Origin of the sequence: Desulfonatronum thiosulfatophilum (genome assembly GCF_900104215.1) — a bacterium.
Classification (GTDB): Bacteria; Desulfobacterota; Desulfovibrionia; order Desulfovibrionales; family Desulfonatronaceae; genus Desulfonatronum; species Desulfonatronum thiosulfatophilum.
Map to the genome: position 1 here is coordinate 20113 of NZ_FMXO01000014.1, position 16588 is coordinate 36700.

At 54.9% G+C, this 16588-nt stretch carries 20 protein-coding genes and 1 pseudogene; 5 read left to right on the plus strand and 16 right to left on the minus strand.

Annotated elements, in window-relative coordinates; all coding sequences use genetic code 11:
* Nucleotides 1-93: 93 nt before the first annotated feature.
* The 9 genes from BLP93_RS12040 to BLP93_RS17440 all read right to left on the minus strand — a co-directional run bounded on the left by BLP93_RS12040 (nt 94) and on the right by BLP93_RS17440 (nt 5934).
* Nucleotides 94-591: a GNAT family N-acetyltransferase gene (locus tag BLP93_RS12040; protein WP_092121969.1), complete on the minus strand. Its 498-nt coding sequence runs from the start codon at nt 589-591 to the stop codon at nt 94-96.
* Between the two features lie 5 nt (nt 592-596).
* Nucleotides 597-1298 carry a pseudaminic acid cytidylyltransferase gene (gene pseF, locus BLP93_RS12045; protein WP_092121972.1) on the minus strand — a complete coding sequence of 234 codons (702 nt, stop codon included), beginning with the start codon at nt 1296-1298 and terminating at the stop codon, nt 597-599.
* Nucleotides 1295-1975, minus strand: coding sequence for a PIG-L deacetylase family protein (locus BLP93_RS12050; protein WP_092121975.1), 681 nt, complete (start codon nt 1973-1975; stop codon nt 1295-1297). Before BLP93_RS12050 ends, pseF begins: the two co-directional genes overlap by 4 nt.
* A gap of 166 nt (nt 1976-2141) precedes the next feature.
* Complete coding sequence (locus tag BLP93_RS12055; protein ID WP_092121978.1) at nt 2142-2351, minus strand: type II toxin-antitoxin system HicB family antitoxin; 210 nt, start codon at nt 2349-2351, stop codon at nt 2142-2144.
* Nucleotides 2352-2357: 6 nt separating this feature from the next.
* On the minus strand, nt 2358-2540 hold the full coding sequence (locus BLP93_RS17615) for a type II toxin-antitoxin system HicA family toxin (protein WP_092121981.1): 183 nt from the start codon (nt 2538-2540) through the stop codon (nt 2358-2360).
* 64 nt (nt 2541-2604) lie between these two features.
* Nucleotides 2605-4317 carry a UDP-4-amino-4,6-dideoxy-N-acetyl-beta-L-altrosamine transaminase gene (gene pseC, locus BLP93_RS12065; RefSeq protein WP_244148740.1) on the minus strand — a complete coding sequence of 571 codons (1713 nt, stop codon included), beginning with the start codon at nt 4315-4317 and terminating at the stop codon, nt 2605-2607.
* Entirely contained in the window at nt 4304-4567 is a 264-nt protein-coding gene (locus BLP93_RS12070; RefSeq protein ID WP_139162994.1) for a hypothetical protein, read from the minus strand. The genes pseC and BLP93_RS12070 overlap by 14 nt, the downstream gene beginning before the upstream one ends.
* A gap of 220 nt (nt 4568-4787) precedes the next feature.
* Entirely contained in the window at nt 4788-5789 is a 1002-nt protein-coding gene (pseB, locus tag BLP93_RS12075) for a UDP-N-acetylglucosamine 4,6-dehydratase (inverting) (protein ID WP_092121987.1), read from the minus strand.
* A 22-nt stretch (nt 5790-5811) separates the two neighbouring features.
* On the minus strand, nt 5812-5934 hold the full coding sequence (locus BLP93_RS17440) for an adenylyl-sulfate kinase (protein ID WP_279615062.1): 123 nt from the start codon (nt 5932-5934) through the stop codon (nt 5812-5814).
* A 478-nt stretch (nt 5935-6412) separates the two neighbouring features.
* Between BLP93_RS17440 and BLP93_RS17730 the strand changes: the two genes are divergently transcribed.
* The 5 genes and pseudogenes from BLP93_RS17730 to BLP93_RS12105 all read left to right on the plus strand — a co-directional run bounded on the left by BLP93_RS17730 (nt 6413) and on the right by BLP93_RS12105 (nt 7965).
* The gene (locus BLP93_RS17730) at nt 6413-6664 is read left to right on the plus strand and encodes a type II toxin-antitoxin system Phd/YefM family antitoxin (protein ID WP_425248228.1); all 252 of its coding nucleotides are present in this window, start codon (nt 6413-6415) and stop codon (nt 6662-6664) included.
* A complete protein-coding gene (locus BLP93_RS12090; protein ID WP_092121997.1) occupies nt 6651-7076 on the plus strand; it encodes a putative toxin-antitoxin system toxin component, PIN family in 426 nt (141 codons plus the stop codon). The genes BLP93_RS17730 and BLP93_RS12090 overlap by 14 nt, the downstream gene beginning before the upstream one ends.
* Nucleotides 7077-7288: 212 nt before the next feature.
* Nucleotides 7289-7399 (plus strand): annotated as a pseudogene (locus tag BLP93_RS12095) (helix-turn-helix domain-containing protein); the annotation flags it as partial.
* Between the two features lie 178 nt (nt 7400-7577).
* Nucleotides 7578-7823, plus strand: coding sequence for a type II toxin-antitoxin system Phd/YefM family antitoxin (locus BLP93_RS12100; RefSeq protein ID WP_092122000.1), 246 nt, complete (start codon nt 7578-7580; stop codon nt 7821-7823).
* Nucleotides 7813-7965, plus strand: a complete 153-nt coding sequence (locus tag BLP93_RS12105) for a type II toxin-antitoxin system RelE family toxin (protein ID WP_208596636.1) — start codon at nt 7813-7815, stop codon at nt 7963-7965. Before BLP93_RS12100 ends, BLP93_RS12105 begins: the two co-directional genes overlap by 11 nt.
* A gap of 62 nt (nt 7966-8027) precedes the next feature.
* Here the strand turns inward: BLP93_RS12105 and BLP93_RS12110 are convergent, their stop codons facing one another.
* From BLP93_RS12110 to BLP93_RS12135, 7 genes are all read right to left on the minus strand, one after another.
* Nucleotides 8028-8849 carry an ATP-binding protein gene (locus BLP93_RS12110; protein ID WP_208596637.1) on the minus strand — a complete coding sequence of 274 codons (822 nt, stop codon included), beginning with the start codon at nt 8847-8849 and terminating at the stop codon, nt 8028-8030.
* Nucleotides 8843-9211, minus strand: a complete 369-nt coding sequence (locus tag BLP93_RS17240) for an AAA family ATPase (RefSeq protein ID WP_208596638.1) — start codon at nt 9209-9211, stop codon at nt 8843-8845. Before BLP93_RS17240 ends, BLP93_RS12110 begins: the two co-directional genes overlap by 7 nt.
* 142 nt (nt 9212-9353) lie before the next feature.
* The gene (locus BLP93_RS12115; RefSeq protein WP_092122003.1) at nt 9354-11405 is read right to left on the minus strand and encodes an amylo-alpha-1,6-glucosidase; all 2052 of its coding nucleotides are present in this window, start codon (nt 11403-11405) and stop codon (nt 9354-9356) included.
* Complete coding sequence (treZ, locus tag BLP93_RS12120; RefSeq protein WP_244148741.1) at nt 11395-13335, minus strand: malto-oligosyltrehalose trehalohydrolase; 1941 nt, start codon at nt 13333-13335, stop codon at nt 11395-11397. Before treZ ends, BLP93_RS12115 begins: the two co-directional genes overlap by 11 nt.
* A gap of 787 nt (nt 13336-14122) precedes the next feature.
* Nucleotides 14123-14602, minus strand: a complete 480-nt coding sequence (locus BLP93_RS12125; protein WP_208596639.1) for a C-GCAxxG-C-C family (seleno)protein — start codon at nt 14600-14602, stop codon at nt 14123-14125.
* A gap of 47 nt (nt 14603-14649) precedes the next feature.
* Nucleotides 14650-15213, minus strand: coding sequence for a nucleotidyl transferase family protein (locus BLP93_RS12130; protein WP_092122009.1), 564 nt, complete (start codon nt 15211-15213; stop codon nt 14650-14652).
* A 54-nt stretch (nt 15214-15267) separates the two neighbouring features.
* Nucleotides 15268-16575 carry a BPG-independent phosphoglycerate mutase family protein gene (locus BLP93_RS12135; RefSeq protein ID WP_092122011.1) on the minus strand — a complete coding sequence of 436 codons (1308 nt, stop codon included), beginning with the start codon at nt 16573-16575 and terminating at the stop codon, nt 15268-15270.
* Between the last annotated feature and the right edge of the window lie 13 nt (nt 16576-16588).

A 16588-nucleotide genomic window follows, 5' to 3' on the forward strand; every position in this document is an offset into this window, starting at 1 on the left:
GCCCCAGGGATATGGTCCGCCGGGCATGACCTAAGCCGGAGGATGGCAGGCTGTCGGTGAGGATAATGATTGACGGTAAGCTGTCTGTCGGGATCATACGGCATTTGATGAAGTGTCTGTTATGGTGTAGACAAAGATGTCAGCCTCTGTACCCTCAATTGTGGTTGTGCCATTGTGAACAAATCCAGCCTTGGTAAAAGCCTTGCAGGACGGGATATTATCAGCTCTTACATACGCACGATAATCAGAAACCCCTGTTGTTTGATAAATGACATTGCAACCCAGATTGAGAGCCTGTGGACCATACCCATGACCACGACTCGCTTTGTTCAGCACGATGGACACATCAGCATATTTTTTTTGAATATCGAACCGTAGCATTCCAAGAGTATTTTTGTCATTGTCTTCAATAAGGAACAAGAACCGGCCAGGATTATTCAATGCCATTTGAAACCAGATTTTGTGTTCATCCAATGGTATTTTTTTTTGCTTGAATGTCGCCTTTATAACATCTGGATCTGAAATGATTCCAAAAATATCTTGGCAATCGTCTATTGATGCGGGACGGATAGAAACGTTTCTATTCCTCATGGCTTTTATTGATTTTCGTAGAAACTCAGGGCCTTGTACATCAACTCCGCCATTCTCCAGTCTTCCTGCGTATCAATATCGTGGACAAGATAACGTGGAAGGATCACTGGGATGGATTCAGGGGAATAAAGCGCAACCCTGTTCAGAAACGCCTCAGACTTCCCCCAGTAGAACTGGCCGGCGTCATGATAGGCTTCCTCCAGATCTTGCGAACGCTTGGGCACATGTTCAGGAAAGATGGCCTCCAGGGCTCCGTCCTTCCTGATTCGCACGGACCTTTGGATGGGTGAAGGAAAGGTGGTCACGGTAAAGGCAAACGACTTCCCGCTGACCTTGAGCAATTCAAGCCCCTTTCGCAAATACTCCTCCTGCAGGAATGGAGTTGTGGCATAGATGCAGCAGGCGTATTCAGGTTTCTGGTTCTTCTCAACAAGCCATTCAAGGCAATGCCTGACAACAGCATTTGTTCCGGCATAGTCGTCGGCCAGCTCCTTGGGTCGCATGAACGGCACTTCAGCCCCGTAACGCATCGAGACGTCCGCAATTTCCTCATCATCCGTGGACACAATGATCCGGTCAAACAGCCTGGACTCCAGGGCAACCGAGATGGGGTAGGCAATCATTGGCTTGCCGTGAAAGTCTTTGATGTTCTTGCGGGGAATGCGTTTTGAGCCGCCCCGGGCAGGTATGATGGCTACACTTGTCATGTCCGGTATCTCCCAAGCATGAATGCTTCCGTGGCATCCACTCCCACCGTGGCCCCGCGCCAGCGGGCCAGATGCTCAATCCCCTGGACAGACCTTGGATGCGGCCAGGGCCGAAGCTCTGACTCGTAGCATTGAGCAGCCTGGATTTTCAGGTCCAGCGTATCTGTGATGTCCACGAACCAGTTGGGGGTAAAAGCCGGAGCATCCCCGGGGGTTTGCCATTCAGTGCTGGAAGGGGTCTCAAAGAACAACAGGGTGGTTACTGGGTGACCTGCTTGCGGTCGGCACGCAGTGCCCACCGCCTTGTGAACAAGTTGATGATCAATATTCAAATCTCCGCAGTGATGGGTAAAGATGGTGTCCGGACGATGGTCGCAGATCAAGGCTTCAATGTACTGGACGACCTCCAGCAGAGGAACGCTGTCCAGCCTGTTGTCCGGATAATCACCAAAACGTGGGAGCTGAGCACCAAGAACGGTACAGGCATTGGCCGCAGCCAGTCGACGGGCGGCGAGTGCCTGCTGATCCGGCAAGCCGGTCGGGATTCTTGACCCTACGCCGTCTGCCACATATGCGACATGCACCGCTTTGCCTTCCTGTGCAAGCCGGGCCATGGTCCCCCCGCAACCAAGGGTTTCATCGTCAGGATGGGCGGCAATGACGAGGATGGATTTCATTCTTGGACCTTTGAGCTCATGGAATGTGAAAAGCAATCAGAACAGATTTTTGCCCACGGAATACACGGAAAGTCGGAAGTCAGAAGGGCCATGGCCGAGGTCAGAAATCGGATATCCTTTACCCTCCTTCCGTGTCATTCCGTGTTTTACGTGGGAAAAATTCTTTTCATGCCCACTCTGGCTCCGGTACATCCAACTTTTCCATGATGAAACCCGGTTCAAACGGAACATTTGTCTCAAGCATTTCCTGGGCTCCAATGCGCAGAGACTCCATAAGCTCTTCTCGGGTTTTCTCCTGGGCATTGACCCCTGGCAGATCAATAAGCCATCCAATCCACCACCCTTCTGTTTGCTTAATAACAGCCCTGTATTGCATATTTTTCTACCTCACGAACGGGATATCTAAATCTTTACAAATTTTTCGGGCCAATTCATCAATAATTTCCGCGTGTCTTGGCACCTGCGTCTTTCTACGGCCATGCTGATAAATGCTGTGCCGACTACCTTCACGCAGGAGACACGCACCATGGTTATGCAGATGTTTAAGCAAGGCTTTTCTTTTCATCTTGCAAATCTCTGTTCACGAAATACATGGGTGGATACATATGGCGTGAACTTCTTGTTTCTTGCTACTCCGCATATTCTGTGACCAGTGCTGCCTTCAGCGCTTCCACCACCCGATCCTGCTCCTCCTCGGGCATGGCCGGGAACAGGGGCATGGTGATGGACTCCTCGTAATACTTTTCAGATTCAGGAAACATGCCAGGCATAAACCCTAGTTGCCTAAACCATGGCTGGGTATGCACCGGAATATAGTGTAGGTTCACGCCGATTCCTTGTTCTCGCATAGCGTCGAAAATACGACGATGCGTAGTTTTTCCCACGGCGGCCCGCAAGCGGACCACATACAGGTGCCACGCCGAGACGCCGTCAGGATGCTGCCAGGGAGTGATCACAGGAAGCCCGGCCAAAAGCTCGTCATGCCTTTTAGCAAGTTCACGCCTGCGGGCACCGAAGGCATCCAGTCGTTGCAACTGACTCAACCCCAATGCGGCCTGGATGTCGGTCATGCGGTAATTGAAGCCCAGATAAACCTGCTCATAATAGAAAGATGGAGGGTCAAGGTCGGACGTCTGACATCGGACGCTTGACATCTGCCATCGTTCATTTTCAAAAAGCTTAGGATCGCGAGTGATGCCGTGGCTTCGCAGCAAGGCCATCTTCTCCGCAAGCCCCTGATCATTGGTCACAGCCATGCCGCCTTCGCCCGTGGTGATGTTCTTCACCGGGTGAAAGCTAAACACCGTAATGTCGCTGTATTTACAATTGCCCACAGGTTCGTTCTTGTACCGGGCTCCCAAGGCATGAGACGCGTCTTCCAGGATTTTGAAGCCAAATTCTCGGCTCAGGTTATGGATGGCTTCCATGTCGCAGGGTTGACCGCTGAAGTGCACGGGAACAACAACCTTGGGCAGCTTCCCGTTTTTTTTCGCGGCCTGCAATTTCTTCTCAAGAGTCAGAGGGCAGAGATTGTATGTTCGTGGATCAATATCCACGAAATCCACGTACGCCCCGCAATACAAAGCGCAATTGGCCGAAGCCACGAAGGTGATGGGCGATGTCCAGAGGGTGTCTCCAGGACCCAGCCCAAGAGCCAGGCAGGCTAGGTGCAGGGCGCTGGTCCCGGAATTCACGGCCACGGCATGGCCGGCATTGCAGTACTCGGCTATTGCCTTTTCGAATTCAGGAACTTTCGGCCCCTGGGTTAGGAAGTCGGAACGCAGGACCGAGCAGACAGAGGCCACGTCTTGCTCGGAAATGGATTGGCGGGCGTAGGGGATGTAATTGAGGTTTGAGGTCCGAGTTCCGAGATCAGAAGTCAGAGAGTTGGTGAATGGATCAATGACATCAAGAAAAGAAAACTTCCGGAAATCTCTTGCATTTCCGGTAATAATCAGCTTGACGGCATGCCGCCGCATGCAATCCGCTATAAGATAGTCGTATATTGCAAACCGCTTGATTTGTAATCGCCGGATTTCGGCATGTGCATCTTCGTCCTGGAGAATTTCGTGAAACGAACCCGTTTTGAGAACGTTGACTTGCGGTATGCGTACAAGTTTCCTGATGTATTCAGATGCCTGCTCCGTGGAAAAGGGGTGAAGCGTCTTTCTGCCGTCCGTAACGACCTGAAAAAACTCAACAAGGTTGATATCAGCCACATAAAAACCGCTCTGGGTGTACTGTACCAGCAGGTCCAAGGCTTTTCCGTGGAAGGGAGAATCGCCATTGATCGAATAGATCAAAATATTCGAATCAAGCAATGGCTTGTCAGTCGTTTTCATGAATAAAATCTCTGGTTACGACCGCTTCACGATAGCCGCCCTGCACAATGTTGCGTTTCAGGAAGTCGATGAATTCAGAATATTCGTTGTGAGAAGCACGTGGGATACATGTATCACCTCGCTGTTCCTCCAAAACTTCCAGGGTAACCCGCAACCGTTGTCCCTCACGCAAACTCATGGCAACTCGTGGATCAACGGCAATAACTCCGCCTGAATGATACTCTGTCGTAAATCTCATTTCCAAAGGCATGTTTTGCACCTCAAATCATATATATCAAATTTCAAGGTTTCAACGACCTCATAAAGACAAACAACTTATCATTACTGCGACACTTTGCCGAAGTAAAAAAACCCGTGGGCAAGATGCCCTCGCTCCCATGGTTTCCGTGTTTTTCCGTGTGTTCCGTGGGCCACTCTCAGGGCGTATTGGTGATCATGGCATGAATGTCGCTGTAGTGCCATGCTTCCATTCAAAACCCGGCCAAATGATTGACTTCACGGATTTGTTCAACGGTCAGGAAATGCGGATTATCTCCGGAATTGTATTCAAAGCCTTGATCCACGGGTTTTCCGGTTTCGTTCAGCTTGTTGGTCAAAAACTCGTTGCATTTGCTGTAGAATTTAATGGTCGGCTTTATAACATAATGGTCCGCAAACTCAACGGTCAAGTGGGAATCGTCCCTGGGACACATCACCTCGTGCAGTTTTTCGCCGGGCCGGATGCCGACGATCTTGCTGGGCAGATCCGGAGCCATTGCCTTGGCCAGGTCCGTGATGCGCACCGAGGGGATTTTGGGCACGAAAATCTCGCCGCCCTTCATTCGCTCAAAGTTGTTGCACACAAAATCCACGCCCTGGTCCAGAGTGATCCAGAAGCGGGTCATTTGTTCGTGGGTAATGGGCAAGTGGTCCGCGCCGGAATCGATCAGCTTCTTGAAATACGGCACCACCGAACCGCGTGACCCGACAACATTGCCGTAGCGCACCACGCTGAACGTCGTGCGATGAGCGCCGGCCAGATTGTTGGCCGCCACGAACAGCTTGTCCGAGCAGAGCTTGGTCGCGCCGTAAAGATTGATCGGATTGGCGGCCTTGTCCGTGGACAGGGCAATGACCTTGTCCACATTGTGGGCCAGGGCCGCGTGAACCACGTTTTCCGCGCCGTAGACATTGGTCTTTACGCATTCCATGGGATTGTACTCCGCGGCCGGAACCTGCTTCAGGGCAGCGGCATGGACCACGAAGTCCACCCCGCGCATGGCCATGATCAGGCGTTCCCGGTCACGGACATCGCCGATAAAGTAGCGCATCTCTGGAGCATTGAACTCTTGCTGCATCTCGAACTGCTTGAGTTCATCCCGGGAATACACGGCAATTCGGCGGGGCTTATGCTTGATCAGCAACGTTCTAATAAAAGCCTTGCCAAACGACCCCGTCCCGCCGGTAATCAAGATGCTCTTGCCTTCAAACATGGTGTCATACCCTCGGATACGTTCAACGAACTTTATCCCCGTCAAAAATTGAGGTCAGCCTGCTCATGGCATGCAGCCGTTCCTCCACGGCATGGGCTATGGTGGACTTGCCCGACCCGGACAGCCCTGTGAACCAAAGCACCATGCTGCTCTGCCCAAGCAGCTTTTCCAAATGCTCACGCCGCACCTTATCCCGATACGGAACAGTGTTCCGAGACTCATTGGCAATCCCTAAGACTGACGAATATCCTTGACTGATGTTGAGCATGGACACCACTTCTTGAATACTCTTTTGTCGTCACACAATATTTGGTTAGAATTGCAGAAAATTACCCACTTCACGTGTGACGTTTCTTGGGTACAATATTACACATCCGCCAACTGCTACAATGCTTCCGCCTGAACAAAACTTCCAGCCCCGGCATGATAATATTTTGACACCCTTTGGCGAAGCTGAAATATGGCGTATATACTTGTTGTGATTGGGCATTATTTACCTGCTTGCAATTCTTTTATAAAGATCAAGCAATTTCCAGGCCGGATTGCATCGGACTGATCAGCACGCTGCTCAATGATAGCATGAGTCCATTGACGTGACTGGACCAAATAGCTATTTTGGCCACATGAAAGAAATCACTTCAAAAGACGCAAAGAATCAATTCGGGCAATTTTTGGATTGGGCGCAACGAGAGCCGGTCAGGGTCACCAAGCGAGGTCGTTCAGCCGGAGTTTTCCTGTCAGAGGAACAATTTCAGAGGTTGCGCGGGTCGGCATGGGAACAGCTTGCAGCGACCATGGACGCCATACGGGATCAAGCCGAGGCAAATGGGTTGACCGATGACATTTTGACCAAGCTCCTCGATGACGAAAGCTGAACGATTTGTCATCGACAGCAACGTGCTGATCAGCGCGGCATTGCGAGCATCAGGTCCGCCGGCAGGCCTGCTTGAAGCGTTGCACAGATCAACCGCGGTGCTTCTTTTTTCCCATGAAACCCAGGCCGAACTCGTCAGCCGACTCATGAAAAACAAGTTTGATCGGTATGTGTCAGTGCCAATGAGACAGCGTTTTTTGGCCCAGTTGGACGCGGTTTCCGAGTACGTACCCATTGTCAACAGGCCCATGGGATGCCGGGACCCGGAAGATGACATATTTCTTGAAACCGCGGTCAATGGAAATGCAGATTGCCTGATCACCGGCGACAAGGACCTGCTGGCCATGCATCCTTTTCAAGGCATCCCAATATTGCTTCCAGCCCAAGGCTTGATGCTCTTCTTCTCTGGATGAACACCTTGAGGGTTTGTGGGGCATGATTCCGGATTACTCATTGGCGTCACAATGGCGGAATTTTTCCTGCGCTATTCAAAAGAATTGCCCGGGGTGATCAGATTGGCCGCAAAAGAGAACGGAAAGTCATGGAACTGACCGACCTGGAAGCATTAACGCGAGATTTTGCGTCCATCAAGAACTCCAGGTAGCCGGAATCCAGGAAGGCCAAAAGGTTCATTGTTGAACAGCTCCTAGCCAGGGGATACAAGCGTCAAGAAATCGCCGACCGCCTGGGCATATGCCGAAAAACCGTCTACTCCCTCCTGCATCCTGCCGAATAAGTGCCAAAAAATCGTCATATAATTGCATAATTTTTAATTTTTCAACACCTTGGTCGAGTTTAAATAAATAAGTCTTTTAGCCATTGGGCTATGATTTTTTCCCCCACAAATATCTCCTTGACATTATTTTACAACACGCTATTTTTAGTGCCAAATTAGATGTCAAAAGGAGCATGATATGCAAACCATTTATACCGATAAAATAGTCAGCGTCACAGAGTTGAAAAGAAATTTCTCCAACGTGCTCAACCAAGCCGGCAATGATCCAGTTGCGATTCTCAACCACAACAAGGCAGCAGCTTATCTTCTTTCCGCCGAGCACTATGAACGCCTGATCGATCGCCTCGAAGACATCGAGGATGCAAAACTCATAAAGGAGCGATCCGCCGGCCCTTTTGTGGAGGTGAACATGGATGATCTATAAATTGCGATTCCATGAGCTGGCTCTGAAAGAGTGGAATAAGCTGACCCCGGACCTGCGCGATCAGCTGAAAAAGAAGCTTGCCCAGCGCTTGAAAAATCCGCATGTCCCCTCTGCCGCTCTTTGGGGCATGGACAATTGTTGAATTGTTGATCTCCAAGCGTCCACACAGTCAAATTCAAAGATCAGACACCTGAAACCGCATCTTCAATTAAGAAAAAACTGTTCCACCCTGTTCCGCAATCCGCCAATATCCCCAACCGGCAAGACCTCCCAGGCGGACCGGCGTTGCGCCTTTTCACCCCCGAAAACCACTATCCCTCCCTTGACGCGCTCCCCGACCACGCCGGCAAAACGCTCCAGGCCCTGGAAATAGTTTCTGCTCACGGTCTGTCCGGCCTTGATTTCGAGCAGGACAAGGTCATTCCCCCGATCAATGACCACGTCCACCTCATTGCCCGCACTATCGCGGTAAAAGGAAAGCCTGGGGCGTACACCCTGATGATAATGCTGCTTGAACAATTCAGCCACAACCATGTTTTCGAAAAGGCTGCCCCGCAACGGGTCCCTGCTCACCTGCTTCTCTTCCTGCAATCCAAGGAGATAGGAGGCCAAGCCGACGTCCCAGAAATAAATCTTCGGTGTCTTGATCAGACGCTTGGCGATGTTGGCATGCCAAGGGGGTAGTAGGAATACGATGTAGCTGGCTTCCAGGATGGATATCCACTCCCTGGCCGTGGTGTGCGTCACCCCAGCATCATTGCCCAAACTGTTCAGGTTCAATAACTGCCCGACCCTGCCGGCGCAAAGACGCACGAATCTCTTAAACGCTCCGACATTGCGGATCTGAACGAGTTGCCGGATATCACGCTGCACATAGGTTTCAAAATAATCGGCCAGGGCCTGCGTCGGATTGATGCGCATCTGGTGTAGGCGGGGATAAAAACCATGCAGAATAAGCTTGTCCACGTCGTAAACATCCTGGAAAGCTTGAACTTCCCGCCAATCAAAAGGCAGCAGGGTCAGCAAGCCGGTCCTGCCGCCAGGGACTGGCTCAGGGCCTCCCGAAAATTGAACTGTTGGCTGCACGTGAGGATGAAACGTCCTGGGTTCGGGTCCTCGTCCACCATGGGTTGTAGATGGGACAGCAGGTCAGGGGTGCGTTGAATCTCATCCAGGATAGCTCCTTCCCGGCACTCAGCCAGAAAGCCTCGTGGGTCGTCGATGGCGAATTGGCGAACATCCGGTGCTTCAAGATTGACATACTTTCTGTCCGGATAGGTCATCCTGCAGAGTGTGGTCTTACCGCTTTGACGGGGACCGGTGACCGTGACCACCGGATATTTTGCAGCCAGGTAATGAAGAGCCTGCTTGATTGTTCTTTCTTGCATAGAGCAAGATTACATGAAACCATGCAGATTGTAAGTAGAGCCTTCAATTAACATGCTCCAGGTAAGCCACGCGATATCCACCGCCGCACTTTACCCCGGCGGTTTCATAAGAGGCAACGATAGTGAACCGAACCGAGGCGTGTCACTCCCCGTCCGGCTCCGTCTTGGCCCAGGCTCGGAGCACCTCCGCGACGCTCCAGGCTTGGGCGATGCAACCGCGCGGGGCGAAGGGTTCCACGGCATCGAAAACCTCGCTGATGGAGCCGACGCCGTTCTCGCTCAGATGCTTGTCCACCAGAGGCTCGAGAAAGCGGCGCGCCTGGGCTCGCTGGTCCGGATAGACCTGTAGCCAGGCGTCGATGAACGGGCCGATCAGCCAGGGCCAGACCGTGCCCTGATGATATGCGGCGTCGCGGGTGCGCAGGTCCCCGTGGTAGTTCGGCTTGAAGTTTGGATCGTCCGGAGCAAGGGTTCGCAGTCCGAACGGGGTCAGCAGCCGTTCCCGGACCGCTTCCAGCACGGCTTGCCGGTGTTCCTGGTCCAATACCGGATGCGGCAGGGACAGGGCGAACAGCTGGTTGGGTCGGCATGCCCCATCGTTGCCGTCCTCTCCGTCCACCACATCGAACAGGCACCCTGTATCAGGGTTCCAAAACCGGCGGTTGAAGCTTTCCCGGCATTGCTGCGCCAGCGTGGCGATTTTATCGGCACGGTCCGTCTGATTTTCCCGCCGCAACCAGCCTTCCAGACATCTGAGAGCGTTGTGCCACAACGCGTTGATCTCCACGGCCTTGCCGCGGCGGGGCGTGACCACCCAGTCCCGCAGTTTGGCATCCATCCAGGTCAGGGCGTATCGCGCATCGCCCTGGATAAGTAGTCCGTCTTCCGGGTCGCGACGGATGCCGAAGCGCGTGCCCTGGACGTGATGCTCGATGATGTCCTGAAGCTTTGGCAGCAGTTCCCGCAACAGAACCGTGTCACCCGTGGTTTCCAGGTAACGGTCCAGGGCGTGAAAGAACCATAGCGTGGCGTCGGCGGTATAGTAGACGCCTTCGCTCTCGCCTTCCGGAAAGAGATTGGGGATGAGCCCGTTGCGTACATGATGGGCGAAGGTCCGCAGGATCTGGGCCGCCTGCACATGACGGCAGGTGGTCAGGGTGAGCCCCTCCAGGCTGATCATGGTGTCGCGGCCCCAGTCGGTGAACCAGTGATAACCGGCGATCACCGTCCGCGGCTCGCTGCCTTCGGCCCGCAAACGAGCCAGTTCGCCCACCCGTTCCGTGGGAACCACCACGAACTGATCCGCGGCCAGCACCAGTTGCGAAATCCGGCCGCCGCGCACGGCCGGATGGGCCATGGCGATCAGCCGCCGCCGTCGCGTTATTTCCGCGTTCAATGCTTCGCCGGGCGACAACGAGTGCACGGCGTCCCAGTTCTCGGTAGAGACGATCAAGGTGACGTCCCGCCCAGCCGACAGGTCGGCGCGAAAATATCCCGGGCTCCAGAGCACCCCCTGTGCTTCATAGCCGCGCTGTTCTTCGATCCGATAGAGAATGTCCGAAAAGCGCTGGGGCTCGTACGTGAACGCCGGTCTTTCGCCGTCAACGTGCAGCCGCAGGGGCCACGGGGAAGGCCCGTGAACCTCGAACTGCCCCTCCGATGCCTTGAGGTCGTAAACCTGATTCGGCATTGAATTGGCCAGCGAGGCCTCATGCGGCCGGAAAAGCATGGCCAGGCGCAGTTTCAATCGCACCGTTCCGGCTCCGGACACAAGACGGTAGCTGACATGAACCGAGTTGTGCCTGTAGGGCATCAACATCCACTTCTCGATTACATGGCCGTCGAATTCATAACGCCAGACCGGCAACCCCATTTCCAGTCGAAACTCCCGCAGGTTGCCCATCCCATGCAGTTCCAGACTGCCCTCGGCCAGTTCCAGGCCGCCGATGCGCTGCGTGCTGCCGTCGGGCAGACGGAGCAACTCGTTGAGTTGGTCGAGCATGACGTATCGCCCCAAAGGCGCGGGCAACGCCGCGGTGATGATGCTGTGGTAGCGCCGCGTGGGAAAACCGGCCAAGGTGCCTGAGGCGTATCCGCCGATTCCGTTGGTGATCAACCATTCGCGGGTCAACAAGCCATCCTCTTCATGCAGGTCGTGCGCCCAGGGTATTCGAAGCAATGGATCAGCGTTCATCTGCGACCTCTGTTCTCGGTTTGGGTTCAGGAGTCAGAACCATTGCCGACTCCCCCAGCAAATGCCAATTGCCTTCGGATTCAAAGGGCATGCTCCCAACGCCTCCATATCGTGGATCCTCGCTGGACCAGAGCTGAGTCCAGGAGGCCTCTTCCGGTGGAGCCAAGAGCGGTTCCGGGGCGGGAAGCAGCACGAAATCGCGGCCGAGGTTGACCAGCAGGAGCCGATCGTTCCCGTGCGATTCGCCGAAATAGCGGATGACGAAGGCATCGGGATTCAGCACGGCGCCGTCGACCCGCGAGTCGTACTGACAGGCTCGGATCACGGGATCATGGCGGCGCAGGTGCAGCAGATCCACGTGCAGCAGGTATTCTTCGCCATGGACGCCGCGATCGTTGTGGTTCAGCTTGCAGCGGGTAAATGTCATCGGGTCCGCGGGATCGGGGAGCCTGGCCTGCATCTCGGGGGTTGCCAGGGTCCGGAACTGGGAGAGAAACTGGCTGCGCCCCCTGGCCACCTGCTGGGCTATCTCTTCGTCATGGTCCGCGAAATAGAAAAATGGGCTTCTGGCCGCGTATTCCTGCCCCTGAAACAGCATCGGGGTCTGCGGCGCCAGCAGAAAAAGCGCCGTCAACGCGCGGTAACGGCTGGGACTTGTCAGCAGATGCGCCCGTTTGCCGCTACCGGAATTGGCCAACTGATCATGGTTCTGGATGAAATTGACGAACCGGTCGGGCCGAAACCCCAGCGTGAGGGTGCCGCGCGGCTTCTTCTGCCAGGAATACCATTGCCCCTGATACAAAAAGCCATGCTTGAACGCGGACACAAACTCCTGCGCCCCGCCCCGGTGATCGCTGTAGTAGGCGTCCGAACGGCCGGTCATGGCCGCCATGGCCGTATGGTGAAAATCATCGTTCCACAGGGCGTCCATGCCGTATCCGCCCTTGTCCGACGGCAGGAGCATCCGGACATGCTGGGGTTCGTTTTCACCCACGACATAAATTTTGCGAGGCGCTCCGGCCTCCCGCACGCGCCGGGTCAGCGCGGCCATGATGTGCTCATCGGAATCGTCGAATATCTGTTGCGTGGCATCTATGCGCAGGCCGTCAAGATGAAACTCCTCGATCCAGTAGGCTGCGTTGGTCAGGACATACTCCCGCACAGGCCCGGCATTGGTTTCGTCGAAGTTGAAAGGATCTCCCCACTCACCCTTGTGCCGAGTGGAAAAATAATCCCTGGAGAACTGCCGCAGGTAGTTTCCGTCCGGGCCAAGATGATTGTAGACCACGTCCAGGAGAACCCCGAGACCGACTTCATGGGCTTTGTCCACGAAAAGCCGGAAGTCGTCAGGCGTTCCGTACAGCCGCGTCGGCGCGAAAAGGTTGACGCCGTCGTAACCCCATCCGAAACGCCCGGGAAAATCGGCCACGGGCATCACCTCCAGGACGGTGACGCCGAGCTTGGCCAGCTCCGGCAACTCCCGAACAGCCGCCGCCCAGGTGCCTTCCTGGGTGAACGTTCCGACATGCATCTCGTAGATCACCTGACCTTGCGGAGAAACGCCCGGCCAGTCATCATCGGTCCATGCAAATTTCGCGGGGTCGATCACCTGGGACGGACCATGAGGCCCGTTGGGCTGGCAGCGGGAAGCCGGATCGGGATATGGGCGGGGATCGTCGTCCAAACGGAAGCGATACATCGCACCTTGGGACAGGCGCGGAGCCAGGATAGAAAAATAACCGTCGCCCTCTTCCTCCAACGTGATCTCGAAAGGTTCACGTCCACCGGCATTGCCGTCGGATTCCACCACCAGCGTCACGACGCGCCGGCTCGGCGCCCATACCCGGAAATGAACACCATTCCCCATTGGTTCCGCGCCGATGGGATATTTTCGGACGGTCTTTTTTGCGATCTTCTTCCTGGGTTTCATCTGGCTCCTCACGATACCGGCAGACCTAAAACGGCCTGCGTGAACGCCGCAAGCGTCCAGCGCTACAAGACCGTCAGAAGCTTCCTTGCTGGAAATTGAGAGTGGAGGTTTCTGTACGTTGAGCAAATAACGGCTCAAGCAATAATAATAGTCGGACCTTGGCAACGGATGTCAACATCTGCCATGTGGAGATCTTCAACGTGATCAGGCCCTGATTTTGGACAAGATCCGGAATCTGCGGGAGCGTTTTTAGGAGATAATTGAGGAAGTTTTTCGGATTGGAACCTTGAATGTGAACCGCCCGCTGCGCTCAAGTCGCGGGGGACGCCAAGAAAACCATTTTTGAAAGCAAGGAAAGAGCTGCTTTCAAAAGGTTGGTAACTATTCAGCTTATTCTGTGGATGGTCATTCACATGCACTGGATTCCGGCTTTCGCCGGAATGACGTATCGGAGCAAGCCTTTCCCAATTCAGTCATACCGGCGAAGGCCGGTATCCAGTTCGAATATTTCTCGGAAGAGCGTGAGTAGTTACATTTTTTGCAACTACTCACCAGCGTTCCGGCTTGTCTCGATTTTTCGGCCTCGCAACTCCTTCGTCGGCTTCGTAGCATCGAACCATTGCGTAAATAAACAGCATTTGGCGCTTCATGCGTTTGGCAATGGTTCGATGAACGAATCCTGACTCAGTTAGACAGGCGATGCCGAAAAATCGAGACAAGCCGGACCACTTCATGCCACGTGATCAGAAGTGCTGATAGTTACCTTTTTTTAACCAACTCAGAACAATTAAACGGTGAATGCATCAAAAAAAGAACCACTTTCCCTGCGCTCCCGCTCGATGATCCGGGCGACATCGGCCGCGACCTCCCCGGTGAAGCGCGTGCATTGATCAAGATGTTCCACGGAGCAGTGCTTCACTTTTTTGGTGAGCACCCGGCAGCACAGGGCTTTGTTCCGGTCCTTGAACGTGTCGTGCAGTTCTTTTGCCAAGTTCATGCACTGCTTGATCCGTCGGTCTTTCGCTTTTTTCCGGCCAAAGACGAGGCCCAGGGCCATCACGCCGCCGGATACCGCGCCGCAGATGCACTTCGCGCCGCCGACCCCCATGGGAAAGCCGGATGCAGCGGCGATGACGTCATCTGAAACATCCGGCAGGTAATGGTCCTTGATCGCCTTGACCACCGCCTCGGAACAGTAGAACTCACCGGCCCGGTACATTTGCTCGGCATGCAGCCTGATATTCTCGATCATATCGTCAGTCTTCATTCATCCTCTCTCTGTGTTGAAGCAGCCCGCGGCAGCTATCCGTATCATCACCGCCGGGCATGTCTCAATTTCCGCAGTCTGCCCGGAATATCCCATTGCCGGCAACGTACGGCCGTGGGCCTGGGAACCAGATGTTCCCACTCCCGGCCGTCGATCATGGCTTCCCGAACATCCGAGGCGCTGATCCCCTTTTCCTCGGGCCGCACTTCCCAGAGCACATGGGTTTCCAAGCTGAGTTGCCGAAACTGATCCAATTTGCGTCGCCCCCAGTCATCGTAGATGGAAAGCAGGAACACGGCGTTGAACGGCACGTAATGGCGAAAAAGCTTCGGTTGGGTGATAGGCAGCGGTACGATGGTCATTTCTTCGTATGTCAGACCGACTTCCAGCAAAGAATCCCGAACAAGCAGCAAGCGCTCGAAATAGCTCAAAGGGTTGGCCAGAGCATCGGACCGTGTCCGATCCTCCTGCACTTCGCCGGTCAGACTGGGATCCGGGTTGGTGATCCCGACAACGAGATGCCGGCACAGTTCCTTGCCTGCCAGAAGGTATCGCATGTGATCGTTGTGCAGGACCTGAAAACGACCGTGAATCACACCCATGTCATACATTGCAATCTCGTCCGGTTTTTTTAATGTGCTCTGGCGCTTTGCGCCCGTGCGGATTCAGAACCTCAGCGGCTGATAATCCCCGGGCCAACACAGCCGGTCCTCGGGCGTGTCCCGAACGCCCTCCAGCCGGGCCTTGTCCAGGTGGTTCAGGATCAGGCGCATCAACTCGGTTCCCCGGACACTGCCCAGGCAGCCCCGTGCCGTGTGGATCTCGTCGAAGCGGCGGACCATATCCCGGCGTACTCCCCGGCCATGGATGATCAGCGGTACGGGTTCGCCGGAGTGAATCAAGTCCCCCGAGCTTGGCGTGGAATGATCCGCTGTCAGCACGATGAGCACTTCCGGGTCGTCCGTCAGTGCGGACAATCCGGAACCCAGGGCCCGGTCAAGGGCTTCGATGACCTTCATTTTGCGGACCGGGTCCTTGGCATGGGCCGCCTCGTCCGGGGCCTTGGTGTGCAGATGAATGAAGTCGTATCGCTCCAGTTGCTCCCGGGCCTGTTCCAGATCACGGGCGAAATCCGACTCCATATCTCCGCCTTCATGCGGCGGCAGGATATCCAAGCCCAGATACCGGGCCAATCCATGGAACACCGCGCCGGAAGCAATGCTCAATCCGCGCAGCCCGCAACGTTTGGAAAAGGCAACATTGGGGCGAAACCGTCCCGCCCGCTGGGTCACGATGCCGTTGATGGGCTTCAGCCCGCGCTCCCGGCGTCGGACATTGAGAGGATGTTGCCCCAGAACCCGGCGGACGTGGAGAAGATATGAACGTAATGCGGATGCCGTAATTTGAGCATCAAGATTATCGGCACATTCCGCCAGGGGCAGCACGTCCGGGATGAACCGCCCGTTACGCATCGGGCCGGTATCCGTGAATTTCGGCGACACGTTTCCGGACATGATCAGAACGCCGAAGACGCTCTTGACCGGAACATAGCGAATCCGCACCCCGCCGTGCTCCCATTCGGCCACAGCGGCGATCAGCTCTCGGACATCATCCGCCTCGGCCCGGGGTACATCCTCGGCCAGAACAAGACAGCCATCCCGCTCTTCCAGGCTCACAAAATGGGCCAGCACGGCGACCTGACCCTTTACCGGCTCCACTCCCGCGCCAAGGGCTTCCAGAACGCCGCGCCCGGGAAAATCTGCCCGGTCATATCCGAACATGGCCCAGTGTGCGGTCTCGCTGGGCAAACATTCGCCCAGCATGCCTGCATGGTACAGCCCGTTGGCGCCCGAAGCGGACAGGCGGTCCATGTTCGGCACATGGGCCGCCTGAAGCGGAGTCCGGTGATCCAGACAGACATGGCTGCGATCGCCGAGTCCATCCAGGACGATGAGCAGGCATTTCGAAGGCATGTATTTCTCAATC